Genomic DNA, 26,160 nt, shown 5'->3' on the forward strand with positions numbered 1-26,160 from the left:
GGTCGGTCCCTGCCCGTCACACGTTCCGCGACCGCCCCGAAGGAGTGAGTCCGCTGAGTTCTCCCCCCACGACCGCCGAGTCCCCCTGGCCGGTGCGCACGGTCGCCCGCAAGATCGCCGACTGGATCAACCGGCTCGGCACCGTGTGGGTGGAGGGACAGCTCACCCAGATCTCCGCCCGTCAGGGTGCCTCCACCGCTTTTCTCACGCTGCGTGACCCCTCGGCCGACGTGTCGCTGACGTTGACCTGCCCGGCGAAACTGCTGCGGGACAACGACCCCCAGCTGACCGACGGAACCCGGGTGGTGGTGCACGGCAAGCCCTCCTTCTACGTCGGCCGGGGGACGCTGAGCCTGCGGGTCGACGAGATCAGAACGGTGGGGATCGGCGAGCTGCTGGCACGCATCGAACGGCTCCGCAAGCTGCTCCGGGCCGAGGGGCTGTTCGAACCGGAACGGAAACGCCCGCTGCCGTTCCTGCCCGAACGCATCGGGCTGATCACGGGACGGGACTCCGCCGCCGAGCACGACGTGCTGACCAACGCCCGGCTGCGCTGGCCCGCCGTGCGGTTCGAGGTGCGCAACGTGGTCGTCCAGGGGTCCACGGCCGTGCCGCAGCTGCTGGAGGCGTTGGAGGAGCTGGACCGGGACCCGAACGTCGACGTGATCGTGATCGCCCGGGGCGGGGGGAGCGTGGAGGACCTGCTTCCGTTCTCGGACGAGACGCTGTGCCGGGCGGTCGCCGCCTGCCGGACCCCCGTGGTGAGTGCGATCGGTCACGAACCGGACTCCCCCCTGCTGGACCACGTCGCCGATGTGCGCAGCTCCACACCCACCGCCGCGGGCAAACGGGTGGTCCCCGACGTCGTCGAGCAGAGCCAGTACGTGGACCAGCTCAGGCAACGGGCCAGACGCGCGTTGCGGGGCTGGGTCGACCGGGAGCAGGGACTGCTGGACTCGCTGCGCACGAGGCCGGCGTTGGCCGATCCGCACACTCCGCTGCGGCGGCGTTCCGAGGAGGTCGGGATGCTGGGGCAGCGGTGCAGAAGGGCCGTGCTCGCGGTGCTGACCGAGCAGCGTCACGAGCTCGCGACGATGAGGTCACGCTTGACGGCGCTGGGACCGGCAGCCACGCTGTCTCGCGGTTACGCGATCGTGCAACGCGTCGAGGACTCCGGTTCGTCCGTTCTGCGTTCCACGGAACAGGTCTCCCGGGGCACACGACTGCGGATCCGCCTCACGGACGGAACCGTGCACGCCGTCGTCACCGACGACGAGTAACCCACCGTTCGCGCCCGGCGGCCCGCCCGTCGTGGCAGCGGGCACGAACGGGTCACGTCGTGGCGCGGCGCGACCGGCGACGGCGCCCGGGCGAATCGAGCTCCCAAGGAGGTGTGCGGTGCTGAATCACGGGCGACAGCCCACCTTCCTCCCGCTCACCGTCGCCGTGACCGTCTCGGCGAGCACCGGATCGGGGACCTCCGACGACGGGGCCCGCCTGGTACGTCGCAGGGCGGAGGAGGCCGACACGGCGGCGGCGGGGTGCTGGGCCGCCCTGCTCGGCGGGTGTCATCCTCCGGAGCGGCGCGCGCTGCCGAGGCAGCTCAGCGCCCTCGCCGAGGCGACCGCGCGATACGTGGGCAACGGTTGGTGGACCGAACAGGGAAACGGATACCGGCGTAGGGTTGCCGAGGCGCAGCTACGGATCAACGACGCGGTGCGGGAGGGTGACGGCGCGGAGTTCGCCGAGGCGTTCGTCGGCTACGACCAGGCCGTCGCCACCGCCGTGGTGTCCGTACGACGCGAGCCGGAAAGTTCTCCCCGATGAAGGCGGCCGGACAGTGAGCAGCGAACAACCCGAGGACAGCACCCCCAGGACGGAAGCGGAGGAGGGCGTCGACCCCGAGGCGGACCACCCCGACGTCGCCGACCTCGGCTACGAGCGGGCCCGGGACGAACTGGCCGAGGTGGTACGCAGACTGGAGGCGGGCGGTCTCTCGCTGGAGGAGTCGCTGGCGCTCTGGGAACGGGGTGAGGCGCTGGCCGCGGTGTGCGAACGCAGGCTGGCGGGGGCGCGTGAGCGGGTGGACCGCGCGCTGGCCTCGGTGGAGCAGCGGGAGAACTCCGAGCAGGAGTGAGTCCGCCCCCCGCGTCCTCCCGGGAGCGCGAACGGGCCCACCGGTGGTCTTCTGCCCGCCCGGTGGGTGCCACACACTGACGAGGGGCCTCACTCGGGACGGACCGGGTCCGCCCGCAGGGCGGCCTCGGCCAGCACGCGGAACTCCTGCTCGGTGCCGTTGCCGGTGATCAGCATCCGGACCCCGTCGTGGTCGGTCACCCAGGCGACCTCGGAGCGGATGCTGTCGTAGACCACCCACCGGGTTCCTGCCGCGTGCACCGTGCCGCGTGCGCGGGGTGGCCGCTCGGTCTCGAAGGCCACCAGGTCGGCCTCGTTCGCGGCGGACTGCGACAGCCGGAGGTAGTGCGTGCGCGGGGTCAGCCATCCGACGCGCACGGCCCTGTGCTGTTCCGTCACTCGGGCGACGTCGGCCGAGTTGGCCCGCCATCCCTCCGGCGGCCGGGGTCGTACCACGGGGAACCCCACGTCGGAGGCAGCCGCGTCGAGTTCGACGGAGACGTTCACGGTGGGAGCCGTTTCCGGGTCGTTCACCGGAGGGCCGACCGGGCTGAGCGAGCACCGACCGGTCAGTCCCGCGATGCCGAGCACGACGAGCACCAGCGGCAGCATCGCGAACAGCATGGCCCGAACACTGCGCGGGGCCGCCCCGGTGGAACGGTCCGACCCCTCGTCCGCCGCCCCCTGGTTGCGCTGTTCAGCCACGCCTCGCATGCTCTCACCTGTCCCTGCGGAGGAACGACGCACCCGGTTCGGTCCGCACCCCAGTGGGCTGCGCCACTTCGTGGAAACCGAAAGGATTCGGATCTGCGAAGATCCGCACGTCACGGACGTGGTGTGCGGTTGTGTGCCGTACCGGGTCCTCGCCCACCACGACCGGAGCATTCGGACACGAACGAGCCGGCGAGCCAGTATCGCGCTACGGGAGGCACCATGAACGCATCCGAGACCGACATCCACGAGGGCGCTCGCGGCCCCGAGGCTCCCGACCGCAACCTCGCCATGGACCTGGTGCGCGTGACCGAGGCCGCCGCCATGGCGGCCGGACGCTGGGTGGGACGCGGAGACAAGAACTCCGGCGACGCCGCCGCCGTGGAGGCCATGCGCAAACTGATCAGCACCGTGGCGATGCGCGGTGTGGTCGTGATCGGTGAGGGCGAGAAGGACGAGGCCCCCATGCTGTACAACGGCGAGGAGGTCGGCAACCACCACGGTCCCGAGTGCGACGTCGCGGTGGACCCGATCGACGGGACCACGCTGTTGAGCAAGGGGATGCCGAACTCGTTGGCGGTGCTGGCCGTGGCCGAGCGCCACGCCATGTTCGACCCCTCGGCCGTGTTCTACATGGACAAGCTCGCCGTGGGGCCGGAGTCCGCCGGGGTGGTCGACATCACCGCCCCGGTCGCGGAGAACATCCGTCGTGTGGCCAAGGCCAAGCAGGTCGAGGTCTCCGACGTCACCGTCTGTGTGCTGGACCGTTCCCGGCACGAGCAGCTGGTCTCCGAGATCCGGGAGGCCGGGGCCCGGGTGCAGTTCATCTCGGACGGGGACGTGGCCGGTGCGATCGCCGCGGCCAGGCCGGACAGTGGCGTGGACATGCTGATGGGCATCGGCGGCACCCCGGAGGGGATCATCACCGCCTGCGCCCTGAAGTGCATGGACGGTGAGTTGCAGGCCCGGTTGTGGCCGAAGGACGACGCCGAGCGGCAGAAGGTCCGCGACGCCGGTCACGACCCGGACCGGGTACTGACGACCTCGGATCTGGTGAGCGGGGAGAACGTGTTCTTCTGCGCCACGGGGATCACCGACGGGGCGTTGCTGCGCGGGGTGCACTACCGGGCGAACAGGTGCACCACGCACTCGCTGATGATGCGGTCGAAGTCGGGAACGGTCCGCTCCATCGAGGGGGCGCACAAGCTCGGCAAGCTCAGCGAGTACGCGGACCTGGACTTCACGGGCGACGCCCCGACCAGCCGGTACGGTCTGCTGCCCTGAGGCTCTTTCCGGGTGCCGTGTCGGCTCGGGCGCCCGGTCCCGCGCGGGCCGGGCCGTTCGGGCGGGTGAATCGGGTGTGCCGCCGTCGCCGGTGAGGCGTCGACTCCCGCCCCCGGCGTCGGCGGGGTCTCGTGACTGCTGCCACCCCCGGGAAAAACGTGAAACATACTTTCGTTCGATCCGTGTCCCGCCGTTCGCCGGTACCGGACCCCGCGCACCCATCCCTACCTTCCGCTCCCAACCGGCTCACGAAACCGGAAGGAACGGAAGGGACCACGACATGCGCAAACGCTCCTGTGTGATGGGTGTGTTCACCGCCTTCTTCGCCGCGCTCGGCATGACCGCGCCGGCGAACGCCGCCGACGAACCGGAACCGATGATCGTCGGTGGCCACGACGCGACCCAGCAGTACTCGTTCATGGCCTCCTTACAGTCGGGCGGCAGCCACCTCTGCGGTGCCTCACTGATCGAATCGGACTGGGTGGTCACCGCCGCTCACTGCGTCCGGAGCGGCGGCAACTACTCGGTGCGGATCGGCAGCAACGACCGCGCCAGCGGCGGGGAACAGGCCACCGTCACCGAAGTGATCCCCCACCCGAGCAGTGACCTCGCCGTGCTGCGTCTCGGCAGGCAGGTGAACTCCCAGCCGATCGACATCGCCTCCGAGGCCGGGGCGGTGGGCACCAGCACCCGCATCATCGGCTGGGGGCAGACCTGCCCCGAGCGCGGTGGCTGCGGCGCCCCGCGCACCCTCCAGGAACTGGACACCTCGATCGTGCCCGACCGGGAGTGCGCCGGGATCGACGGTGCCAACGAGATCTGCACGAACAACCCCGGAAACGACTCCGGCGCCTGCTACGGCGACTCGGGAGGACCGCAGATCAAGGGGTCCCGCGGGGACTGGAAGCTGATCGGCGCGACCAGCCGTGCCGGTAACGACAGCCCGCTGTGCGCCACGGCCCCCTCCATCTACACCGACGTCACCGCCCACTCCGACTGGATCGAGCAGCAGACCTCCGGCTCGGACGACGGCGGCGGCTGGCCCTGGCCCTGGTGAGGCCCCGAGCTCGCACACCCCACCGGTGTGGTCGCCGTGCCCGGCGGCCACACCGGTTCCTCGTGGGTTCGGCCGAACACACCGTCCAAAAGAGATACTCAACCGAGGTTCGTGGAGTGTCCGGGGAACAGCCTCGCCCGGGGGTCCAGTTCCACCGCGATGTTGTTCACGGCGGTGGCCGCCTCGCCGAAGCCGGTGGAGATGAGCTTGACCTTGCCCGGATAGGAGACGATGTCGCCGGCGGCGTAGACCCGTTGCCGCGCCGTACGCATCGTGGTGTCCACCACGATCGAACGCTTGTCCAGTTCGAGTCCCCAGTGCTCGATCGGCCCCAGATCGGCGGTGAAGCCGAGAGCGGCCACCACCGTCTGGGCCGGCAGCGTCCTCCGTCCCTGCGCCGTCTCGACGTCCACCTCCCGCACCCTGTACTGGTCACCACGGATCTCGGCCACCTCGGCCTCGGTGATCATCGGAACGCCGAGTCGTTCCACCTCGCGGACGAGGCCCTCCTGGGCCCGGAAACGCGCCCTGCGGTGCACCAGGGTGACGCTGTTGGCCACCGGATGCAGGGCGAGCGCCCAGTCGAAGGCGGAGTCACCGCCGCCGACCACGACCACGTCGTGTCCACTGTGGTCGTCCAGTTCGGGGATGAAGTGCACCACCCCCCGGTCGAGCCACCCGTCGGCGGCGGGCAGCGGGCGCGGGGTGAACTCCCCGATCCCCGCCGTGATCAGCATCGCCCCCGCGTGCACCGTGGTCCCGTCCCCGAGTTCGACCAGCAGCCCCTCCTCCCGCTCGGTCAACCCGGTGGCGTAACGCCCCAACAGGTAGCGCGGCTCGTAGTAGGCGGCCTGCTCCACCAGTCCCGCGATCAGGTCCCGCCCGCGCACCTCGGGGAAACCGGCCACGTCGAAGATCCGCTTCTCCGGGTACATCGCCGTCACCTGACCGCCCGGTTCGGGCAGCGAGTCCACCAGGGCGGAGGACAACCCGCGGAATCCGGCGTAGTAGGCGGCGTAGAGGCCGGTGGGGCCCGCCCCGACGATCAGCACGTCGACCTCGACCGGGTCCTGTTCCTGCGTTGCCGCGTCGGCAGTCATCCACACCCCTCCACGAGGCGCGAGGGACATCTCCCCACACCCTATACCGCTTCCCCACGGTGCGTAACCACGTCGAGGTGATCCCCCGTGCGCCGAAACGACACTACTCCGAACGGGCTAATGCCATGCGGCGTACGGCGGTACCTCGCGAGTAACAATGATCCTACGTTGCCGTGAAATCGATCACCGGCAGCGAAACGGAGAGCACCGTGCGAAAAACCGCCATGCTGGTGGGTGGGTTCGCCGCCCTGGCGATGGCCCTGGGCGTGACACCGGCCGCCACCGCCGATCCTCTGCCCGACGACCGGAACACGATGATCGTGGGCGGTGACCGGGCCACCGAGTCCTACGAGTGGATGGCCTCGCTACAGCAGAACGGCAACCACCGCTGCGGAGCCTCCCTCGTGGACGAACGGTGGGCGCTCACCGCCGCCCACTGCGTCGAGGGGGTCGCCGCCGACGAACTCCGGTTACGCATCGGCAGTTCCGACCACACCAGCGGCGGGACCGTCGTCGGCGTGGACAGCGTCGAGCAGCACCCGGACTACGCCACGGACTCGCCCCGGGGCGACATCGCACTGGTCGGTCTGGACCGCGCCGTCGACCGGCAGCCGGTCGAGATAGCCGACCAGCCCGGCGCCACGGGAACCTCCACACGCATCATCGGCTGGGGACTCACCTGCCGCACCCGGGGCTGCGGTCAACCGCCGGAACAGCTGCAACAACTGGAGACCAACCTGGTCAGTGATCTCCAGTGCACCCTCGGATTCATCGACGGCTCCACCGAGTTGTGCACGGGCAGCGAGAGGATGCTGTCCAACGCGTGCTTCGGGGACTCGGGCGGTCCGCAACTGCGGGGAGAACCCGGCGACTGGAAACTGATCGGGGTCACCAGCAGGCTCGGCAGCCCGCTGCCCGTCTGCGGAACCGCTCCCTCGATCTACACCGACGCCACCGCCTACCGCGAGTGGGTGCTGTCACACACGAACAGCTGAGGCCGCTCCAGGAGCACGCACCGGGCGGAACCGTCCACAGCGACCCGTCGCGGCTCGGTGCGTGCCCTCCCGCGAGCCCGCGAGACCCGCCGGAGACGACGTGGCCGAACCCATACTGACCTGCTCCACCGGCACGGTTCACACTCTGAGCATGAGTGAACAGCAATACCGCGTCGAGCACGACACGATGGGCGAGGTCCGGGTGCCCGCCGAAGCGCTCTACCGCGCGCAGACCCAGCGGGCCGTGGAGAACTTCCCCGTCTCCGGCCACGGGCTGGAGCGGGCCCAGATCCGGGCGCTGGGACTGCTGAAGGCCGCCGCCGCCCGCGTGAACGGCGAGTTCGGCGTCCTGGACCGGGACATGGCCGAGGCCATCGCCACCGCCGCCGACGAGGTGGCCGCCGGTCATCACGACGAGCACTTCCCCATCGACGTGTTCCAGACCGGCTCCGGGACCTCGTCGAACATGAACGCCAACGAGGTCATCGCCACCCTCGCCACCCGCTCCCTCGGACGGGAGGTTCACCCGAACGACCACGTGAACGCCTCCCAGTCCTCCAACGACACCTTCCCCACCACCATCCACGTGGCCGCCACCGAGGCGGTGCTCACCGACACCATCCCAGCGCTGGAGCAGTTGGCCGCGACCATCGAGCGTCGGGCCGCCGAGTGGAGCGAGACCGTCAAGTCGGGACGCACCCACCTGATGGACGCGGTGCCGATCACTCTCGGCCAGGAGGCCGGAGCCTGGGCCTCCCAGGTGCGCTACGGGGTGGAGCGCCTGCGTTCCGGGCTCGACCGTCTCGGCGAACTGCCCATCGGCGGCACCGCCGTGGGCTCGGGACTCAACGCCCCCGTCGGGTTCGGAGCGGCGGTCTCGGCCGAGCTCGCCCGGGTCACCGAACTGCCGCTGACCGAGGCACGCGACCACTTCGAGGCGCAGGCCAGCCAGGACGGCGTGGTGGAGACCTCCGGAAACCTGCGCACCGTGGCCGTGAGCCTCAACAAGATCGCCAACGACCTGCGCTGGCTCGGTTCCGGTCCGCGCACGGGTCTGGCCGAGCTCGCCCTGCCCGACCTGCAACCCGGCTCCTCGATCATGCCGGGCAAGGTCAACCCGGTGATCCCCGAGGCCACCCTGCAGGTCGTCGCCCAGGTGGTCGGCAACGACGCGGCCGTCTCCTTCGCCGGCGCCCAGGGCAACTTCCAGTTGAACGTGAACCTGCCCGTGATCGCCAGGAACGTGCTCGAATCCGCCCGGCTGCTGGCGGCCGTCTCCAGGCTGCTCGCGGAGAAGGTGTTCGCCGGGGTCGAGGTCAACACCGAGCGCACCCGGGAGTACGCCGAGGGCTCCCCCTCCATCGTCACCCCGCTCAACCGCTACATCGGCTACGAGGAGGCCGCCTCCGTGGCCAAGCAGGCGCTGAAGGAACGCAGGACCATCCGGGACGTGGTGCTGGAACGCGGCTACGTCGAGGCGGGCAAGCTGACCAGGGAGCAGCTCGACACGGCCCTGGACGTGCTGAGCATGGCCCGCGCCGAGCGCTGAAAACCCCTCGCGGCGGACCCGGATCAGCTCACCATCCGGCCGGGTTCCCCGACGGCGGACCGGGAGCACGCCCTCCCGCGGGCGGCGACACTGTCGTGGGTCCCGCGGGATCCGCGGCCCGGTCCGCCCGGGCGGGCCGGGGGAGTGTGGCGCTCCGTCCTTCGAGGTAACCACCGGGGGACCGGGGGAAGAACACCGGCGCGGACCGCACAGCTGCTGGTGACTGCCTTCACATGCGCATGGCACTATCGTGACGCGACAACAGCAGCCGGTTGCCGCCGGTTGAACACTGCGGGGACAGGTGATGCAGGTTCCGGGAACGGACGTCGACTCCGCATCGGATTTCACGGACCGCTTCGAGCGGATCCGTGAGCTGAGCCGCAACGGGGACAACGCGGGGGCCATCGAGGTGGCCGACAGCGTCGTCGCCGAATCCGAGGATCCCCTCGTCACGTGCCGAGCCCTGGTGCTCAAACTCGGCAGGTTGTTCAACCTCGGCCGCACCGAGGAGTGCCCGCCTGTGCTGGACCGGGCCTTCGAGAGCGTCGAGGGTGGACACGCCCCCGTGCTGCGCGGACACCTGCACGCCCTGGCCGGAATCATCGCCGCCGGCGACTCGCTGGAACGCTGCGTGCGCCACCTGGTGCAGGCGGGACGCGAGATCGACCTGGAACAGGGCCCCACCGAGGAGACGGTGGTCGCCCACCACGACCTGGCCGTGACCTACTCCTACGTGGGCTTCCACGCCCAGGCGGTGCCCATCGCCGAACGCTGCTACCAGGACGGGCAGCTCCTCGGGCTGCCCAGCGGCGACCACGCGCTCCCCGAGGTCGCGGTCCGCTGGGCCGTGTCCCTGGACCACCACGGCGACACCGAGTCCTGCGTCACCATGCTGCGCCGGGTGCTGGAGACCTGGGCCGAGCGCGCCCACCCGCGCGAACTCTGGCCCGCCGAGCAGTACTACTACGGCTACGCGGCCGTGCGACTGCGGGCCCTGGGCGAGCCCGCCGAGCTCGACCCCGTCCTGTTCACCGCCGAGGAACACGGCTGGGAGGTCGCCGACCTGCGGCTGTTGGCGGCGGCGTGCCGGGACATCTCCGAGGGGGACCCGGCGCGGGCGCTGAAGCGGATCGAACACCGATCCCCCAACCCGTACACGCTCGGCGCGGCCGAGTCCGCCCGCATCCGGGCACTGGCCCACGCCGCCCTGAACGACCACCGCGCCGCCCGCACGGCCGACCGGGAGGCCACCAGGATCGCCACCCGGGACCAGGGCCAGCTCAGGGACGGGCTGGTGGACGGGACCAGGGCCCAGCTCGATCACGAGGCGCTGCGCCGGACGGTGGAGCAGTACGCCTCGGAGGCGCTCACCGATTCCCTGACCGGACTGCCCAACCGCAGGCACTTCGACAGGTACGTCACCCGCCTCGCCGAGAGCGGGATCCACGCCGCCGTGGGGGTCATCGACCTGGACGGCTTCAAGGCCGTCAACACGGTCTACGGACACCTCTCCGGTGACCTGGTGCTGCAACGGGTCGCGGCCATCCTCGCCCGCACCCTGCGCAAGGGCGACTTCGTCGCGCGCTACGGCGGGGACGAGTTCGTCGCGGTGCTCCCGCACACCGGGATGGAGGAGGCCCGGCACATCGGGAACCGGTTGGCCCGTGCGGTCGCCGACGGGGACTGGGAGGCGCTCGTGACGGGAACACCGGTGTCGGTCACCATCGGCTGGGCCGAGCTGAGCGAACCTCTGCGGCTGTCGGCGACCCTGGAGGCCGCCGACCAGGCGATGCTCAGCGGCAAGGGGCGACTGGCCGGTTCGGTGTAGCACCCCGCCACCGCTCGGAGGCCCTACTCCGCCCGGGCGAACACGGCGGTGACAGACTGGAGGCATGAGCAACCGCGGCAGCGAACCGGAAGCCGACCGGACCCGCGACATGCCACCTCCGGTGGAGCTTCCCGAGGAACTGCTCGAGGACGACAACCGCTCGATCAGCATCGGGGGCCCGGCGGCGGTGGGCGCCGAGCGCGGCTCGGTGTTCGGCGACGCGGAACCGGAGCCCTACGTGGCGGTGCTGGTCACGGAGTCGACCTCCGACTCCGCGGATTTCCGGCCGCTGTACGAGGAGTCGTTCGTCCTGGTGACGGCCTCCTCCGACGAGGAGGCCGCGGAGAAGGCCAGGGAGTACGGCAAGCAGCAGGAGGTCAGCTACTACAACGAGGACCAGCAGCTGGTCACCTGGAAACTCAAACACGTCGTGGAGGTCCGGCGCATCGAGGACGCCACCTTCGACGACGGCTCCGAGCTCTACAGCAGGTTCTTCCGGAACTACACGCAGTACAGCTCCTTCGAGCCGACACTGGGCGGCGAGGAGCTCTAGGGCCGCCCCGCCCCTTTCGCCGGTTTCGGGCGGAACCGGCCGCCGGGTAAGCTGGAGGGTTGTGCGGTTCTTGAACGGGCAACAGCCCACCACTGACCTGACCTACGACGACGTGTTCCTCGCCCCGGCGCGTTCCGGGGTGGAGTCACGTTTCGACGTCGACCTGGCGACCGACGACGGCTCCGGGACGACCCTGCCGCTGGTGGTCGCCAACATGACCGCCGTGGCGGGGCGCCGGATGGCGGAGACGGTCGCCCGTCGCGGCGGGCTCGTGGTGCTGCCGCAGGACGTGGCTCCCGAGGCCGTGGCCGAGATCGTCTCCTGGGTGAAGTCCCGGCACACCACGTGGGACACCCCGCTGGTGCTGCACGAGGGCGACGCGGTGGCCGACGCGTTGAACCTGCTGCCGAAACGTGCGCACGGCGCGGTCGTGGTCGTCGACGACCGGGACCGGCCGTTGGGGACGGTCGACGAGCGGTGCTGCACCGGCGTGGACCGGTTCGCCCGCCTCGGAGAGGTGGCCGACCGCGAGCCCGTGGTGCTGCCGCTGGAGACCAAACCGCGCGAGGTGTTCGACAAGCTGCACCAGCAGGGCCGGGAGGTCGCCCTGGCCGTGGACTCCGACGGCGGGCTGGCCGGGATCATGACCCGGCGCGGGGCGCTGCGCTCCGAGATCTACACCCCGGCCGTGGACTCCTCCGGGAGGCTGCGGGTGGCCGCCGCCGTGGGGGTCAGCGGCGACGTGGCGGGCAAGGCCTCGGCGCTGCTGGAGGCCGGGGTCGACCTGCTGGTGGCCGACACCGCCCACGGGCACCAGGAGAAAATGATCTCCGCGTTGCGGGCGATCCGCTCGATCGAGCCCTCCGTACCGGTGGTGGCCGGCAACGTGGTCACCGCCGAGGGGGTGCGGGACCTCGTCGAGGCCGGTGCCGATGTGGTCAAGGTCGGCGTCGGCCCCGGGGCGATGTGCACCACCCGGATGATGACCGGGGTCGGGCGCCCCCAGTTCTCCGCCGTGGCCGAGTGCGCCGAGACCGCGCGGGGGCTCGGGAAACGGATCTGGGCGGACGGCGGGATCCGCCACCCGCGCGACGTGGCGCTGGCGCTGGCGGCCGGAGCCTCCTCGGTGATGGTGGGCTCCTGGTTCGCCGGGACCTACGAGTCCCCGGGCGACCTGCAACGCGACGAGCACGGCAACGCCTACAAGGAGTCCTTCGGGATGGCCTCCAAACGCGCGGTCACCGCGCGGACCCGCTCGGACAGCGGTTTCGACCAGGCCCGCAAGGCGCTGTTCGAGGAGGGGATCTCCAGTTCCCGCATGAAGCTCGACCCGGCCGCGCCGGGGGTGGAGGACCTGCTCGACAGCATCAGTTCCGGGCTGCGTTCCTCCTGCACCTACGCGGGGGCGCGGAACCTGACCGAGTTCCACGACCGTGCCGTGGTGGGGATCCAGTCCGCCGCCGGGTTCGCCGAGGGACGGCCGCTTCCCACTGGGTGGTGACCGGACGGTTCGCGGGCTCCTCCCGGTCACGGGCACGGTCGGGAGGAGCCGATTCCGGCTCACCAAGCGGGTCACGGGGTCTCACAGCACGGTCAGGTCCGCGCCCTCGGTGTCCAACTCGGCCACGGCACGTCTTTCCATCGTGACCAGTTGTTCCAGCGTCGTCCGGTCCAGGCCGAGCACGAAGCTCTCCCGACCGCCGAAGGCCAGGCTCGCCTGCTCGTTGAGCCGGTCCACCTCGCAGCGGGCGGCCACACCCGGCTCCATCTCCACCTAGGACTCCACTGACACCTCGCCCGCACGACGGAAGACTCATGATCCGGGCCCGTTTCCCTGTGGATACGAGGAACCGTGTGTGACGGGACGACCACCGTCATCCTCAAAGTAAGACCGACGGTCAGTACTCTTCGAGAGGATGTGCGAGCTCGCGCTCGGTCCCGAGGATTCCTCGAACACACTCTCAAGGAGACCTGATGCTCGACACCGGCTGGATCAAGAGCTCCTACAACGCCGCTGCCAGCGACAACCGCGTGGAGGTGCGCCAACCGACACCGAGGTCGGAGTCCGCGACTCCAGGAACCCCACCGGAGTCGTACACACCTTCCCCACCGGCACCTGGCGCTCCTTCCTGGCCGCCACCAAAGCCGGGGACCTGGACCGACGGTGGAGGCCCCGTGGTGGCCCGATTTTAGGCAAAATCGGGCCACCACGGCGGCTACGGCGTCAGGACACGAACTCGCCCTCCAGCATCTCCGTGACCAGGGCGGCCACCGGGGAGCGCTCGGAACGGGTCAGGGTGACGTGGGCGAACAGCGGATGCCCCTTGAGCTTCTCGATCACGGCGGCCACGCCGTCGTGCCGACCCACCCGCAGGTTGTCCCGCTGGGCGACGTCGTGGGTGAGCACCACCCGTGAGTTGGAGCCCAACCGGGACAGCACGGTCAGCAGCACGTTGCGCTCCAACGACTGGGCCTCGTCCACGATGACGAACGAGTCGTGCAGCGAACGCCCCCTGATGTGGGTCAACGGCAGCACTTCGAGCATGTCGCGGTCCATGACCTCGTCGATCACGTCCTGCCCGGCCAACGCGCCGAGCGTGTCGTAGACCGCCTGACCCCAGGGCTGCATCTTGTCGCCCTCGCTGCCCGGCAGGTAGCCGAGCTGCTGGCCGCCCACCGCGTACAGCGGGCGGAACACCATCACCTTGCGGTGCCGCTGCTGCTCCATCACCGCGTCCAGCCCGGCGCACAGCGCCAGCGCCGACTTGCCGGTTCCGGCTCGCCCGCCGAGCGAGACGATACCGACCTCGGGATCCAGCAGGATGTCCAGCGCGACCCGCTGCTCGGCCGAACGGCCGTGCAGCCCGAAGGCCTCGCGTTCCCCGCGCACCAGGCGCACCGTCTTGTCCTCGGTGACCCGTCCCAGCGCGTTCTTCGTTCCCGCGAGCAGTCGGAGTCCGGTGTTGGCCGGCATCTCCCCGGCCTCGGCCACCTCGACGGAACCGTCCTTGAACAGCGCGTCCACCGTGCCCGGGGCCACGTCCAGATCGGCCATTCCGGACCATCCCGTGGAGACCACGTCCTGGGCCCGGTACTCGTCCGCGTCCAACGCCACCGAGGCCGCCTTGACCCGCAGCGGCATGTCCTTGCTGATCAGGGTCACCGGATTCCCGTCAGCGGCGAGGTTGAGCGCGCAGGCGAGGATACGGGCGTCGTTGGAGTCGGTGCGAAAGCCCGGCGGCAACACCTCCGGGTCCGAGTGGTTCAGCTCCACGTGCAGGTGACCACCCGACTCACCCACCGGGACCGGCTCGTCCAACCGGCCGTACCGCACGCGCAGGTCGTCGAGCCCCCGCAGTGCCTCCCGCGCGAACCATCCGAGTTCGGGGTGGTACCGCTTGCCCTCCAGTTCGCTGATCACCACCAGCGGGAGGACGACGTTGTGCTCGGCGAACTTGGTGATCGCCCACGGGTCCGACAACAGCACCGAGGTGTCCAGCACGTAGCTGCGCACCTCCACCTCCTCGGACGCACCCGGGGTGGGCCGGTTCGGCGTGGGGGACTGTGCGGAGCCGGAGTCGGGCAGGGACTCCGCTTGCTGGGAACGTCGTGTCATCACGGCTACTCCCTAACGGGTGCGGACCTCGCACACCCGTTCGTCGGCGGGCCGGGCCGCCCTGCACCGAAGACGTGGCCCGGGCACCAACCGGGTGGAGCCCGCTGGCGGCCTGCGCCACGGTGGAGGGCCTCCCCGGACGGGCCGCACTGACACGGCCCGTCACAGCGGACGCTACCCCGGCTGGACGGGGGTTGGCAGGCAGCCACACAGGTGATTCAACGGATCGTCACCCGAAAGCCAGAATCCACACACCCGGCCGGCGCAACGCCGGAGGCGGTGCGCAGTGACGCCGCCGGGGTCCGCCGTGCCTGCCGAAGCCCGCACGATTTCACTCGACAGTGTGATCCCCGGTGGGGGCGACGAGAGCGGCCCGCACCGTGCGCGGGACGTGCGGTTCCTCCAGCAACCGCAGGTAGTCGCGCGCGGTTCCGACAACCTCGTCCTGGGCGGTCCGGGAGACCATCAGCCGTTCCCCTTCCGAGCACACCACCGCGTGGGCCGCCGGGGTGGGGTCCGACAGCAGGTCCACCAACGCCGTGGCCCTGGTCTCGTCCAACAGCAGCCAGTGCCGCAGATAGGCGCACACCCGTTCACGGGAACACCCGTGCTCGTGCAGCATGACGGCCGCGTCCCCGCGTACCCCCGAGAGCTTCCGCAGCGCCCGGTCCACCCGCTCGGCCAGCTCGGCGTGCGGGAACCGCAGGACCCCGCTCAGCACCCGTCGTGCCCACTCGCCCCAGCCGGGACCGACCACCGTGTCCAATCCCCGTTCGGCCAGTCCTTCCGCCACGACGCACTCGGGGGTCTGCGCGAGAACGACGGCCTGTTCCGGTGCGCGGCACGGGGAACGCCGTCGGCAGTACTGGACGTGGTGACCGGGATAGCTCTCGTGCGCGATCAACCGGGGCAGGCTTGCCGTCCGGTGCGGGGCGGCGAGCCCGACCGACACCCGAGAGCGCCCGTGACCGAGGTAGTGGTGCAGCCCGCTGACCCGTGGGTCCGTGACGAAGCGGTAGTCCACCGACTCGCCCCCGGGCAGCCCCAGCACCTCGCTCGTGCGTTCCCGCAGGGCGGTGGAGAGGGCTCGCACGCACGCCGGAAGCACCCGCGGGGGAACGCGGTCGCGTTCCCGGAAGGCAGCCATGCGACGGGACAGTGGTCCCGTCCCGGGAAGGATCGTGTCGAGTTCGGCGTGTGCCCGTTCGTACGGCTCCGGCTCACCCACGACCGCGTCGAGCTGGAAGCACGCCCGCAGCCGAGCGCCGAAGGACGGTCGTGCTCCGGCCAGCATCCGGCCCAGACAGTCCAGTGCCGTGAGCTGGCCGAGCAGGAACTCCCCGCGTCGAGCGGGCAGATCGCCGGAACGCACCAGACCACGCAGCCGCCGTGCCTGGGCGGCCAGCTCGCGCGGGGCGGGCGGTGGTTCGGAGTACACCTCGGACAGCAGCCGCCCGTCGCCGGTGTAGCCGTGCAGGAGCCGGGGGGCCAGCCTGCCGAAACGCACTCCGAGCCTGAGGTACTCGGTCACCGTGGTCCGCTCGTCCACACCGGAAGGGTAGGCGAACCGGTGTGCTTCGTGCGACGGAACCTCGCCTCCGGGAAAACCGACTCGACTTCTACGAAATCTCCTCGTAAATAGATCAATGAGAACCGGAACAACTTGAGAGAAGAAAGATCAGTTATACACAATAGTGTTACGCAGCTTTTCTCGTGATCGAACACTCGATAGCTTTTCTGCGTGTGCACGGCCACTGGGGAATTGCTGGGGTTCCACCGTGGTGGTCGTGCTCGGATCATCCGTGTACCGACAAGGAGCGAACAAGTGCTGAAGAAGGCAACTGCCGCCGTGGGCGTCGCCGCAGCCGGAATGCTCGCGATGGCCCCCATCGCCAGCGCCGACTCCAAGGACAACGACGGCATCAACCTCCTCAACGACAACAACATCAGCGCGGTGCCGATCCAGCTGTGCAACAACGACGTCGCCGTGCTCGGTGCGGTCGTGCCGATCCTCTCCCCGAGCGGAGCCAAGTGCGTCAACGCCCCGATCGTCGACCACGCCAAGGCCCACTGAGTCCGAGCCGTCCCACGGCCAGAGCAGTCGGAGCCGGCCCCCGGAGAACGGGGAGGTCCGGCTCCGAGCTCCCCGAACCGCTGAGCGACAACGTCACGGAACGTTCCGCCCCAGGCGAGCGACGGCAGAACCAGCGGTTTCGGAAACCAGTACTTTCACCGCTCCGAGTGATCCATCCGGCATGCGGTGATTCGTGAAAACCGACTTGTTCGACGCAGAAGGAGAGTGACCTCAAGTGCTGAAGAAGGCAACCGCCACAGTTGGTGTCGCCGCGGCCGGAATGCTCGCGATGGCCCCCATGGCCAGCGCCGACTCCAAGGACAACGACGGCATCAACATCCTCAACGACAACAACCTGAGCGTGTTGCCGGTCCAGCTGTGCAACAACGACATCGCCGTGCTCGGTGCGGTCGTCGAGCTGCTCTCCCCGGAGAAGGCCAAGTGCGTCAACGCCCCGATCGTCGACCACGCCAAGGCCCACTGAGCACCGGAAACCACCCTTCGGTCGCGCCGAAGTACCGGTGACTCCGGAGCAGGGGCGGGGTCGGACACAGTGTTCCGCCCCGCCCTTCGTCGTGTCCGGAGCCGGAAAACCCGACGGGAAACGGCTTCCCCGGAAGGCGAAGATCAGCCGCCGAAGCGGCGTTGTCGGGCCGAGAAGTTGCGCAGCGCCCGCAGGAAGTCCACCCGGCGGAAGGCCGGCCAGTAGGTTTCGCAGAACCAGAACTCCGAGTGCGCCGACTGCCACAGCATGAACCCGGAGAGCCGTTGCTCCCCGGAGGTCCTGATCAGCAGCTCGGGATCGGGCTGTCCCGAGGTGTAGAGGTGCTCGGCGATGTGGTCCACGTCGAGGACCTCGGCGAGTTCCTCGATGGTGGTCCCCGCCTCGGCGTGCTGCTGTAACAACTTGCGCACGGCGTCGGCGATCTCCTGTCGACCGCCGTAGCCCACGGCCACGTTGACCTGCATCCCGGCGCGGTCCTCGGTACGGCGGGCCGCCGCCGAGATACGCTCGGCGACCTCGGTGGGAAGCAGGTCCATCGCCCCCACGATGCGTACCCGCCACGGTGTTCCCGGCTGGGTGATCTCCTCGACGACACCGGCTATGATCTCCAGCAGCGAGTCGACCTCCCTGCTGGAGCGTCTGAGGTTGTCGGTGGACAACAACCACAGCGTGACGACCTCCACCCCGCTCTCCCGGCACCAGCCGAGGAAGTCCGAGATCTTACGGGCCCCGGCCCGATGGCCGTAGTCCGCGTCGAAACCGGCCTCTCTGGCCCAACGGCGGTTGCCGTCCAGGATCACGCCGACGTGTCTGGGACGCTGGGCTCCCTCCAGCTGACGCCGCAACCGCCACTCGTAGAGGTCGTAGATGAGTTCCCGTAGCCGAACCTTGAGCGCCACGTCCCCAAAGCCTACGCGGACAACGGACCGCCCCGTCAGGTGACCACGCGGCCACCGCCCCGAGGGCGCGCACCGTGACCGGACGGGGTGTCCCTCTCCCCGTGAGCACGCCCACCTACTCCCCCGTGCCCGGGGTCTCCGTGTCGTAGGCTCGGACCGTGACTACCGCGAGTTCCTCCGGACACCCCACTCCACCCGTGAAGCCGCGGCTGCGCGGGTGGATCCATCTCTGGTCCACGATGGTCGCGCTGGCCTCCGGGGCCGTGCTCGTCGCCCTGGCCGCCGCGACGGTCTCCGCCCGGGCCGCCCTGGGAACCACCGTCTACGTGGTGACCGTGCTGGGACTGTTCGGGGTCAGCGCTCTCTACCACCGCCGGACCTGGCGCACGCTGGGCGCCAGAACCTGGATGCGGCGCCTGGACCACTCCATGATCTTCCTGTTCATCGCGGGCACCTACACCCCGCTGGCGATGCTCGCGCTGCGCCCCACCGTCGGAACCGTGGTGCTCGCCGTGGTCTGGGGCGGGGCGCTCGGCGGAGTGGTGCTGAAACTCGCGTGGCCGCACGCGCCCCGCTGGGTGGGGGTGCCGGTCTACGTGGCTCTCGGCTGGGTCGCGCTGTTCGTGCTGCCCGAACTGCTCAGCAACGCGGGGCTCGCCGTGCTGGTGCTGCTCGTGGTCGGCGGAGTGCTCTACACCGGAGGGGCCGTCTGCTACGCCACCCGTCGCCCCGACCCGTGGCCGGAGGTGTTCGGCTACCACGAGTTCTTCCACGCGGCGGTCTCGGCCGCGGCGATCTGCCACCACGTGGCCATCTGGCTGGCCCTGTACTCCTGAGGGACCTCTCCTCCGGTGGAGCGCCGGGGCCACCCGTCCCCGCGGGCGGCCCCGGTGCGGCGGTCACCCGCGCAGCGCCGCCCGGACCTCCTCGGCGGTTCCCACCGGCCGCTCGCAGACGAAGCCCCGGCAGACGTGCACCGCCGGAGAGCCGTCCAGGGTTCCACGGTCCTCCAACAGCGGGGTTCCCGTGCTCCCGGGGTCTCCCACCACGGTGACGGCCCCACCGGGCGCGTTCTCCCGCGCGACCTCGGCCAGCTCCGCGCGCTGTCGACCTTCCGGCCCCACCACGGCCACCTGCAACGGTCCGTGACGCGTCGCCTCGGCCGCCGACAACCAGTGACCGGCGAACCTCGGCGCGCGCCGGGCGAGCAGTCCGGCCCGGTTCAGCGCCTGATCGGCGGCCGTGCGGTAGCGCTGCGACCGCTCGGGGCCGGTGAGCGCGGAGGCCGTCACCAGCGCCGAGGTCACCGCCGCGGCCCCCGAGGGGCTAGCGTTGTCCGTCGGGTCGGCCGGACGGTTGACCAGCCTTTCGGCGTCGGAGGCCGTGTCGTGGAAGGCCCCGGGGTGCTGCTCGTCGGAGAACAGCTCCAGCGCCGTGTCCAACATGCCGCACGCCAGCTCCAGCCAGTGCGGCCGGGCCGTGGCCTGGTGCACCGCGAGCAGTCCCTCCGCGAGGCAGCCGTAGTCCTCCAGCACCGCCTCGGCGGTGCCCGCCACCCCGGCCCGGGAGTTGCGCACCAGCCTGCCGTCGCGCAGGTGCTCCTCGGTCAGCAGCCGGGCGGCGTTCTCCGCAGCGCGCAGCCACTCGGGGCGATCCAGCGCGGTGGCGGCCTCCACCAGCGCCGTGATCGCCAGCCCGTTCCAGGCGGTGACCACCTTGTCGTCGCGGGCCGGCTGTCGGCGGCGGCGACGTGCCGCGAACAGCTCCGCCCGCACCCGGTTCCACCGGGAAGTGTCCTCGGGATCGCGTGACAGTCGGAGGGTGGAGGTTCCGCGTTCGAAGGTGCCCTGTTCGGTGACACCGAAGACCTCGGCGGCCCAGGCGCCGTCCTCCTCCCCGAGCACCTCGCGCAGCTGTTCGGGGGTCCACACGTAGGTGGCCCCTTCCTCCCCGTCGGTGTCGGCGTCCAGCGAGGCGGCGAACCCTCCCTGCTCGGTGCCGAGGTCACGCAGCAGGAACTCGGCGGTCTCCACGGTCACGCGTTCGGCGAGCTCGGGTTCCCGCACCTCCGCTCCGGCGGCGGCGCGTCGGGTGAGGTGGGCGTAGACACGCAGCAACAGCGCGTTGTCGTAGAGCATCTTCTCGAAGTGCGGCACCGTCCAGTGGGCGTCCACGCTGTAGCGGGAGAACCCCCCGGCGAGCTGGTCGTAAATCCCGCCCCGGGCCATGGCCGAACAGACGCTCTCCGCCATCTCCCCGGCGCGGCGCCCCGTGCCCTCCTCGCCGAGCCGTTCGTGGTGGCGCAGCAGGAATTCCAGCACCATGGACGGCGGGAACTTGGGTGAGTCGCCGAAGCCGCCGTTGTCCGCGTCGAACTCCTCAGCCAAACCGGTCACCGCCCCGGACAAGGCCTCTTCGTCCACAGGGGACTCGGGAAGTGCCGCGCGCTGGCTCTCCAGGTGTTCCACCACCCGGGTCGCGCTCTGCCGGATCTCCTCGGTGCGTTCGTTCCAGGCGCTGACCACCGCGTCGAGCAGTTGCCGGAACGACGGCATCCCCCGCATCGGGGCCGCCGGATAGTAGGTGCCGCAGTGGAACGGCTCCCCTTCCGGGGTGAGAAAGCAGGTCATCGGCCAACCGGCCTGACCGGTCATCGCCTGGGTCGCCTGGATGTAGACCGCGTCGATGTCCGGACGTTCCTCCCGGTCCACCTTGATGTTGACGAAGTGCTCGTTCATGACCGCGGCAGTGTCCGGGTCCTCGAACGACTCGTGCGCCATCACGTGACACCAGTGGCAGGCCGCGTAACCGACCGACAGCAGCACCGGCACGTCCCGCCGGCGGGCCTCCTCGAACGCCTCGGGACACCACGGCCACCAGTCGACCGGGTTGTCGGCGTGCTGGAGCAAGTACGGACTGGTCGCCTGCGCTAGCCGCTGTGCCATACCCGCAGCCTCCCACGTGCGAAAGCGTCGCCCTCCCGCAGGCCCCACGGGCCCGTGCCCACCGGGTACCCACGAAAGGGGAGGCGTGCACGACCCGGCCGGGACCACGGTGCCCGGCAACCTCACGACCCGGCCGCACGGCCCCGGGGCGCCCGCCCCGCGGGTGCGTCAACCACCGGCGGGGCGGGGAACGCTCAACCGCCGGATCCGCCGAGCCGCGCGCGGAGCTCGGCGTTCTCCGCCTCGAGCCGCCGGATCCGCTCGTGGAGCGGGGCCAGCTCCTCCTCGGTGTAGCGGCGCGGGATGTGCTTGGGGCAGTTCCAGTCGTAGCCCTCCACGCTGATGAGCACCGTCCGTTCGACCCGCCCGTCGGTGCGGGGCGCGCACAGCCTCTCGGCCAGCTCGGGATCCTCCTGCAGGCCGTGCGTCGCGGCGTGCCCGAACAGCTTGAGCCGGGTACGGCGAGGGTAGTCCATGAAGAACAGGGCCACCCGCCCGTCGGCCCGGAGGTTGCCGTTGGTGATGTACTCCCGGTTGCCCCGCACGTCGGCGTAGCCGAGGGTGTGCTCGTCGAGCACGTGCACGAAGCCGGGCGGCCCACCCCGGAACTGCACGTAGGGCCAGCCGGTCTCGCCGACGCTGGCGAGGTAGAAACCGTCCCGGTTGGCGATGAACTCGGTCTCGCGCTCACCGAGCGGATCGGGGTGGCGCCCCACCGCCTCACCGAGGTCCCGGTACTGCCGCGGGCGCGTTCCCTCCTCCTGCTGGAGCAGTCGTACCGTCTCGGTGAACGCCAGGCGTGCGAACCGACTCATCCGCCTTCCCTTCGGGGTCGATGCTCTCGTGCGGGCTCCGGTGTGGGGTCAGGTCCCGTTCCCGTCCCCGGTGGTCTCCTCGGCCTCGACGGCGTCGGCGACCTCCTTGATCGTCTTCATGGTGTCGATCCCCACCGGCACACCGGCGTAGACCGCGCTCTGCAGGGCGACCTCGGCCAACTCCTCCACGGTGCACCCGTTGCGCAGTGCTCCGCCGACGTGCAGCCGCAGTTCGGCCGGACGGTTGAGCGCGGCGAGCATACCGACGTTGAGCAGACTCCTGGTCCTCATGTCCAGCCCCTCACGGGACCAGACGGTTCCCCAGGAGAACTCCGTGATCAGTTCGAGCAGGGGCTTGGCGGGATCCCAACCGCGCAGCATCGTGTTCACGTACCGGTCACCGAGCACCTGCCTGCGGATGCGGTCTCCCGTGGCGTGGCGGTCCTCACCGACGTGTCCCTCGTCCGGTGTGGTCATTGTTCGTTCCTCCCTCTCGGTCAGTCGGCGGCCAGCACCGGACGGGGTTGGTCGCCCGGTGCCCTGGTGTCGTGCTCGTCCGGGGACTCGTCGAGTCCGAGCACGGAACGGGCGATCGAGTCGGCGTCGCCGAGAGTCACCGAGTCCAGGCCGGGGCGAACGCCCGCGGCGGTGGCCCAGTGCACCCCCTCGGTGGGAACGCCGAAGGCGTGTATCCCGGGATTGGCCTGCCCGGAGACGTCCACCAGCCGGTAGGGGCGGTCGGTGACCTCCAGAGCCCCCGTGACGTGGTCGGTCCCGCCCGTGCTCAGCGTGTGCCTGCGGCCCGTTCCCGTGGCCAGCAGATGGCGCACGAGCAGGTCGTCGGAGCCGACCACGCCCGGATCCGGAAGTCGGGCGTCGATGAGGACGTCGCCGGTGTACTCGGCACCGGCCACCGACGGTGAGCTGCCGGTGAAGCAGCCGCGCGGGTCGCTGGTCGCCGTGAAACCGGGTCCGGCGATGGTCACCACGCCCGCCTCGATGAGCGCGATCAGTTCCGCGATCCGGCGTGGTGGCGGCCCGATGGAGACGAAAGCGTTGAGCGGGGTGTAGAACCGCGAGACGTGCTCGCGGTAGGAGGCCGCCGCCACCTGACCGTGGTCGACGACCTGGCGAACCTCGTTGCGCAGGTCGCGCATGGCGTCCAGGGCGGCCTTGAGCGGATTGTCCACATTGCCGCCGTACGCGTTGCGCAGGTCCTGGCGCAGGTAGTCCAGCAGCCAGCCGGTGAACTCGGCGGGTGAGGCGAAGTCACGCTCGCCGGTCGGCCGCGCGATGCGGTCCCAGTCCCATTCCTCGTCGGCCCCGATTCCGTGTGCCCGTAACAGCGGGCGTAATCGGTCCGGACGGCCCCGGAGGACGGTCTCCAGCTCGGCGACGAACGACTCGTGCTCGCTCCCGGAGAGGCGCTGCCGCGCCAGGGCTCCGTAGTAGACGTAGGCGACCTCGTTGGTGATCAGCGGCCAGACGTCCTCGTGGAAGTCGAGTCCGCCGCTTCGCCGGGCCCGTGCCCGCAGCCGTTCGATGGTGTCGGGATCGAGGAAGCGGGGGGTGTGCCGTCCGGTCACGCCCTTCTGGTTCGCCCCTCGGGCGTGGTACGGCACTCCGCGCCGGGAACCGGCGACGATCCTGGGCTCGTCCCCGGAGGGGTGGTACCTCAGCCCGTGTTCGGTCTCCACGAAACGTCCCCCACGGGCACTGGTCAGCAGACACAGGTAGTCGAAGAAGTTCAGCCCGAGACCGTTCACCAGCACGGTGTGCTCACCGGTCACCTCGTCGAGGGGCACGTCGGCCGGGTTGGCCGGTGGGAGATAGTGCAGACCGTGGGTGATCGCGAACGCCCGCAGCCGTCGTTCCCGCTCCCCCAGACCGGCGGGCAGGTGGCCGAGGGCGAGCACGACCTTGTCCACGTTGATCGCCCTGTGGTGGTGGGACAGCACCACCGCGTACCGTCCGGACTCCACGACGGTGACGGCCTGGACCCGGTCGGTGTGGACGTGCAGCTCGACGTGCTCAGGCAGGTGGGACCGGACATGGTCCAGCACCCAGTGCAGGTACCTGCCGTACAGCGCGCGGCTGGGGTACTCGTCGGCGGCGAGCGAGCGGGCCTCCGAGCGGAGTTCGGCGTCGTCGATCTCCTCGGCTCCGCCCCGCCGGATCCACTCGTACAGGCTCGGCCCGTCGACGATGGGACCGACACACCGCACGCTGGGGTCGGTGAACAGGGTGACCTGGGAGGCTACGGTGTTCATCAGCAGGTGCCGGGACTGGCTCGGGCGCCAGACCGCACCCGCTCCGGGTGAGGCGGAGTCGATCGCGTGCACAGCGACCCGCCGGTTCGGACGGAGTCGGGAGTTCTCGACGATTCTCTCCAACACGGACAGTCCTCGGGGTCCGAGGCCGACGATGGCGATGTCCTTGACCACGCTTGTCTCCCTCGCAGGGTGGGCAGTGTGATCGGTCGTGTGAACGGGTTCTTCTCGGGCACGACGCGTTCGACACGCGTCGTTGGTTCGTCGACGTGTGGTGCGGGTTCGGGGGTGGTTTTCGGGGTTCAGGAGGTGTTGTTCCGGGACTCTCTGTCGGCGGTGTGCGAGGAGGTGACCCCGGGCCACGCCGTCAGACGCAGCAGCAGCATCGTCACCGCACCGGCCAGCAGCACGGCCCCGCCGATGAGCAGAGCGGGCTGGTACCCCGCCCCGAGGGTCGGCTGCACCACCAGCGGCCCCACGATCTGGCCGAGGCCGTAGGCGGCGGTCAGTGCCGCGGCCGATCCGGGGACGCCGAGTTGCGCTCCGCTGGCCAGCGCCAGCGTCGTGATACCCATGAACGTGCCCCCGAAGGCGACGGCCGAGACGGCCACCAACGTCGGTGCGCTCGTCAACCCCGGCAGGGCCACGGCGACGGCCTGCAGCAGCAGCGCCGCCACCAGCAGGCTCGGCGCGGCGATTCCGCGTGAGAAACGCGCCCACAGCACGCAGGAGGGCACGGCGGCCAGACCGACCAGCACCCAGGCTCCGTTCCCCAACCAGGCCAGCTCGGCATCACTGAGGGCTGCCACCAGGAACGTCGCCGCGATGATGTAGCCGACGCCCTCCAGGAAGTAGCCCGTCAGCAACAGCCCGAACGCCCTTCCTCGGCCCTCCCGGCCGGTTCCGTCCCGGGCGGTCCGCTCCCGCGGCGACGCCGCGCGGTCCAGCAACGTCCACACGGGAAAACCGAGCAGCAGGGCCAGGGCCGCGCACAGCCACCAGGAGGTCGACCAGGATGCGGTCGTGCCCAGCAGCAGCACCGTGGTTCCGGAAACGGCGATTCCCAGCCCGACGCCGCCGTAGGCCCAACCGGACAGGTGCGGGTTGCTCCGCAGGGTGCGCAGCACCGCCTGCGCCGACACGATGAAGATCACCGCGCTGGCCACACCGGTCAGCAGCCGCAGGAGCATCCACACCGGCGGGCTGGTGGTCAGGGGCATCAGGGCGGTCGTGCCGACCAGCACGACGAACCAACCCCGGGTGAACGCCCGGGACACGGCCAGGGAGGAACGGAAGCTGAGCAGCAGCGCTCCCACGAGGTAGCCCACGTAGTTGGCGGTGGCGATCTGCGCGCCGGTGTCGGCACCCAGCCCTGCCTGTCGCTCCATCAGCGGCAGGATCGGTGTGTAGGCGAAACGTCCGACCCCCATCGCCGCGGCCAGGGCCAGCGCGCCACGCCACAACACCTGCCGTTCTTCGGAGGTGACCGGCGGCTCGGCCGTGCTCGTGGCGGTGTTCGGCAACAGTTCCTCCGATTCCGAAACGGATGTTCGACGACCGGAGGAGGACGTGCGGATCCACGTCATCCGACTTCGTGACCGGCCTGTCCATCCCCAGGATCTCGACGGAAAGCACTCTCGCAAATTCGGACGGTTCGCACAACAATTCCAAAAATGACGTGAAACACAGCGAGCGCGCTCGGACACGGAAAGTGAACACCCCGGGAGCACCGTCTTTCCGGTCACTGACCCTGCTTCGAACAGGAAAAACATACCCGTTCCGAACGCCCCGGTGCGGGCGCGGCCGAATCACGACCCGTCGTC

The 26,160-nt window shown here is 70.3% G+C and carries 24 protein-coding genes and 1 pseudogene; 14 read left to right on the plus strand and 11 right to left on the minus strand.

Annotated features, from left to right (window positions below):
* Nucleotides 1-44 precede the first annotated feature (44 nt).
* From xseA to CEP50_RS03540, 3 genes are all read left to right on the plus strand, one after another.
* On the plus strand, nt 45-1,280 hold the full coding sequence (gene xseA / locus CEP50_RS03530; RefSeq protein ID WP_106112458.1) for an exodeoxyribonuclease VII large subunit: 1,236 nt from the start codon (nt 45-47) through the stop codon (nt 1,278-1,280).
* A gap of 118 nt (nt 1,281-1,398) precedes the next feature.
* Complete coding sequence (locus CEP50_RS03535; RefSeq protein ID WP_106112459.1) at nt 1,399-1,827, plus strand: hypothetical protein; 429 nt, start codon at nt 1,399-1,401, stop codon at nt 1,825-1,827.
* Nucleotides 1,828-1,840: 13 nt separating this feature from the next.
* Nucleotides 1,841-2,137, plus strand: a complete 297-nt coding sequence (locus CEP50_RS03540) for an exodeoxyribonuclease VII small subunit (RefSeq protein ID WP_106112460.1) — start codon at nt 1,841-1,843, stop codon at nt 2,135-2,137.
* Nucleotides 2,138-2,226: 89 nt separating this feature from the next.
* On the opposite strand, the gene CEP50_RS03545 is transcribed toward CEP50_RS03540, so the two are convergent.
* A complete protein-coding gene (locus CEP50_RS03545; protein ID WP_258174791.1) occupies nt 2,227-2,850 on the minus strand; it encodes a DUF4245 domain-containing protein in 624 nt (207 codons plus the stop codon).
* A 219-nt stretch (nt 2,851-3,069) separates the two neighbouring features.
* Between CEP50_RS03545 and glpX the strand changes: the two genes are divergently transcribed.
* Nucleotides 3,070-4,131 (plus strand): class II fructose-bisphosphatase, encoded by a 1,062-nt coding sequence (gene glpX, locus CEP50_RS03550; RefSeq protein WP_106112461.1) that lies wholly within the window; start codon nt 3,070-3,072, stop codon nt 4,129-4,131.
* 280 nt (nt 4,132-4,411) lie between these two features.
* The gene (locus CEP50_RS03555) at nt 4,412-5,188 is read left to right on the plus strand and encodes a S1 family peptidase (RefSeq protein ID WP_106112462.1); all 777 of its coding nucleotides are present in this window, start codon (nt 4,412-4,414) and stop codon (nt 5,186-5,188) included.
* A gap of 98 nt (nt 5,189-5,286) precedes the next feature.
* Here the strand turns inward: CEP50_RS03555 and CEP50_RS03560 are convergent, their stop codons facing one another.
* Entirely contained in the window at nt 5,287-6,288 is a 1,002-nt protein-coding gene (locus CEP50_RS03560; RefSeq protein ID WP_106112463.1) for an NAD(P)/FAD-dependent oxidoreductase, read from the minus strand.
* 173 nt (nt 6,289-6,461) lie between these two features.
* On the opposite strand from CEP50_RS03560, the gene CEP50_RS03565 reads away from it, so the two are divergent.
* From CEP50_RS03565 to CEP50_RS03585, 5 genes are all read left to right on the plus strand, one after another.
* Nucleotides 6,462-7,283 carry a S1 family peptidase gene (locus CEP50_RS03565; RefSeq protein WP_106112464.1) on the plus strand — a complete coding sequence of 274 codons (822 nt, stop codon included), beginning with the start codon at nt 6,462-6,464 and terminating at the stop codon, nt 7,281-7,283.
* Nucleotides 7,284-7,434: 151 nt separating this feature from the next.
* Complete coding sequence (locus CEP50_RS03570; RefSeq protein ID WP_106112529.1) at nt 7,435-8,832, plus strand: class II fumarate hydratase; 1,398 nt, start codon at nt 7,435-7,437, stop codon at nt 8,830-8,832.
* Between the two features lie 304 nt (nt 8,833-9,136).
* On the plus strand, nt 9,137-10,660 hold the full coding sequence (locus CEP50_RS03575; protein WP_106112465.1) for a GGDEF domain-containing protein: 1,524 nt from the start codon (nt 9,137-9,139) through the stop codon (nt 10,658-10,660).
* 64 nt (nt 10,661-10,724) lie between these two features.
* Nucleotides 10,725-11,213 carry a DUF4288 domain-containing protein gene (locus CEP50_RS03580; RefSeq protein ID WP_106112466.1) on the plus strand — a complete coding sequence of 163 codons (489 nt, stop codon included), beginning with the start codon at nt 10,725-10,727 and terminating at the stop codon, nt 11,211-11,213.
* A gap of 61 nt (nt 11,214-11,274) precedes the next feature.
* Nucleotides 11,275-12,714: a GuaB1 family IMP dehydrogenase-related protein gene (locus CEP50_RS03585; RefSeq protein WP_106112467.1), complete on the plus strand. Its 1,440-nt coding sequence runs from the start codon at nt 11,275-11,277 to the stop codon at nt 12,712-12,714.
* An 81-nt stretch (nt 12,715-12,795) separates the two neighbouring features.
* Here CEP50_RS03585 and CEP50_RS03590 read toward each other — a convergent pair whose 3' ends face one another.
* Nucleotides 12,796-12,987, minus strand: a complete 192-nt coding sequence (locus CEP50_RS03590; protein ID WP_106112468.1) for a hypothetical protein — start codon at nt 12,985-12,987, stop codon at nt 12,796-12,798.
* Nucleotides 12,988-13,129: 142 nt separating this feature from the next.
* Here CEP50_RS03590 and CEP50_RS20835 point away from each other — a divergent pair.
* Nucleotides 13,130-13,315 (plus strand): annotated as a pseudogene (locus CEP50_RS20835) (hypothetical protein); the annotation flags it as partial.
* Between the two features lie 122 nt (nt 13,316-13,437).
* Here CEP50_RS20835 and CEP50_RS03600 read toward each other — a convergent pair.
* Nucleotides 13,438-14,829 carry a PhoH family protein gene (locus CEP50_RS03600; RefSeq protein ID WP_106112469.1) on the minus strand — a complete coding sequence of 464 codons (1,392 nt, stop codon included), beginning with the start codon at nt 14,827-14,829 and terminating at the stop codon, nt 13,438-13,440.
* A 331-nt stretch (nt 14,830-15,160) separates the two neighbouring features.
* Nucleotides 15,161-16,378, minus strand: coding sequence for a hypothetical protein (locus CEP50_RS03605; RefSeq protein WP_106112470.1), 1,218 nt, complete (start codon nt 16,376-16,378; stop codon nt 15,161-15,163).
* A 276-nt stretch (nt 16,379-16,654) separates the two neighbouring features.
* Between CEP50_RS03605 and CEP50_RS03610 the strand changes: the two genes are divergently transcribed.
* Nucleotides 16,655-16,903: a hypothetical protein gene (locus tag CEP50_RS03610; RefSeq protein ID WP_106112471.1), complete on the plus strand. Its 249-nt coding sequence runs from the start codon at nt 16,655-16,657 to the stop codon at nt 16,901-16,903.
* Between the two features lie 235 nt (nt 16,904-17,138).
* Nucleotides 17,139-17,387 carry a hypothetical protein gene (locus CEP50_RS03615; protein ID WP_181188191.1) on the plus strand — a complete coding sequence of 83 codons (249 nt, stop codon included), beginning with the start codon at nt 17,139-17,141 and terminating at the stop codon, nt 17,385-17,387.
* Between the two features lie 143 nt (nt 17,388-17,530).
* Here CEP50_RS03615 and CEP50_RS03620 read toward each other — a convergent pair whose 3' ends face one another.
* Nucleotides 17,531-18,307 (minus strand): isoprenyl transferase, encoded by a 777-nt coding sequence (locus tag CEP50_RS03620; protein WP_106112472.1) that lies wholly within the window; start codon nt 18,305-18,307, stop codon nt 17,531-17,533.
* A 158-nt stretch (nt 18,308-18,465) separates the two neighbouring features.
* Between CEP50_RS03620 and trhA the strand changes: the two genes are divergently transcribed.
* On the plus strand, nt 18,466-19,143 hold the full coding sequence (gene trhA, locus CEP50_RS03625; protein WP_106112473.1) for a PAQR family membrane homeostasis protein TrhA: 678 nt from the start codon (nt 18,466-18,468) through the stop codon (nt 19,141-19,143).
* A gap of 63 nt (nt 19,144-19,206) precedes the next feature.
* Here trhA and CEP50_RS03630 read toward each other — a convergent pair whose 3' ends face one another.
* The 5 genes from CEP50_RS03630 to CEP50_RS03650 all read right to left on the minus strand — a co-directional run bounded on the left by CEP50_RS03630 (nt 19,207) and on the right by CEP50_RS03650 (nt 25,860).
* Nucleotides 19,207-21,252, minus strand: a complete 2,046-nt coding sequence (locus CEP50_RS03630) for a thioredoxin domain-containing protein (protein WP_106112474.1) — start codon at nt 21,250-21,252, stop codon at nt 19,207-19,209.
* Between the two features lie 194 nt (nt 21,253-21,446).
* Nucleotides 21,447-22,067 (minus strand): pyridoxamine 5'-phosphate oxidase family protein, encoded by a 621-nt coding sequence (locus tag CEP50_RS03635; RefSeq protein WP_106112475.1) that lies wholly within the window; start codon nt 22,065-22,067, stop codon nt 21,447-21,449.
* A 48-nt stretch (nt 22,068-22,115) separates the two neighbouring features.
* Complete coding sequence (locus CEP50_RS03640) at nt 22,116-22,544, minus strand: carboxymuconolactone decarboxylase family protein (protein ID WP_106112476.1); 429 nt, start codon at nt 22,542-22,544, stop codon at nt 22,116-22,118.
* Between the two features lie 20 nt (nt 22,545-22,564).
* Nucleotides 22,565-24,511, minus strand: a complete 1,947-nt coding sequence (locus tag CEP50_RS03645) for an FAD/NAD(P)-binding protein (RefSeq protein WP_106112477.1) — start codon at nt 24,509-24,511, stop codon at nt 22,565-22,567.
* 128 nt (nt 24,512-24,639) lie between these two features.
* A complete protein-coding gene (locus tag CEP50_RS03650; RefSeq protein ID WP_258174793.1) occupies nt 24,640-25,860 on the minus strand; it encodes a YbfB/YjiJ family MFS transporter in 1,221 nt (406 codons plus the stop codon).
* Nucleotides 25,861-26,160: the final 300 nt, after the last annotated feature.

Source organism: Actinopolyspora mortivallis (genome assembly GCF_003001495.1).
Lineage (GTDB): Bacteria > Actinomycetota > Actinomycetes > Mycobacteriales > Pseudonocardiaceae > Actinopolyspora > Actinopolyspora mortivallis_A.

Excerpts from the sequence above, each read along its gene's own strand:
- CEP50_RS03580 (WP_106112466.1), top strand. The coding sequence starts at position 10,725 with ATGAGCAACCGCGGCAGCGAACCGGAAGCCGACCGGACCCGCGACATG.
- CEP50_RS03545 (WP_258174791.1), bottom strand. The coding sequence starts at position 2,850 with ATGCGAGGCGTGGCTGAACAGCGCAACCAGGGGGCGGCGGACGAGGGG.
- CEP50_RS03630 (WP_106112474.1), bottom strand. The coding sequence starts at position 21,252 with ATGGCACAGCGGCTAGCGCAGGCGACCAGTCCGTACTTGCTCCAGCAC.
- CEP50_RS03600 (WP_106112469.1), bottom strand. The coding sequence starts at position 14,829 with ATGACACGACGTTCCCAGCAAGCGGAGTCCCTGCCCGACTCCGGCTCC.
- CEP50_RS03555 (WP_106112462.1), top strand. The coding sequence starts at position 4,412 with ATGCGCAAACGCTCCTGTGTGATGGGTGTGTTCACCGCCTTCTTCGCC.
- CEP50_RS03635 (WP_106112475.1), bottom strand. The coding sequence starts at position 22,067 with ATGAGTCGGTTCGCACGCCTGGCGTTCACCGAGACGGTACGACTGCTC.
- CEP50_RS03560 (WP_106112463.1), bottom strand. The coding sequence starts at position 6,288 with ATGACTGCCGACGCGGCAACGCAGGAACAGGACCCGGTCGAGGTCGAC.
- CEP50_RS03575 (WP_106112465.1), top strand. The coding sequence starts at position 9,137 with ATGCAGGTTCCGGGAACGGACGTCGACTCCGCATCGGATTTCACGGAC.
- CEP50_RS03640 (WP_106112476.1), bottom strand. The coding sequence starts at position 22,544 with ATGACCACACCGGACGAGGGACACGTCGGTGAGGACCGCCACGCCACG.
- glpX (WP_106112461.1), top strand. The coding sequence starts at position 3,070 with ATGAACGCATCCGAGACCGACATCCACGAGGGCGCTCGCGGCCCCGAG.
- CEP50_RS03570 (WP_106112529.1), top strand. The coding sequence starts at position 7,435 with ATGAGTGAACAGCAATACCGCGTCGAGCACGACACGATGGGCGAGGTC.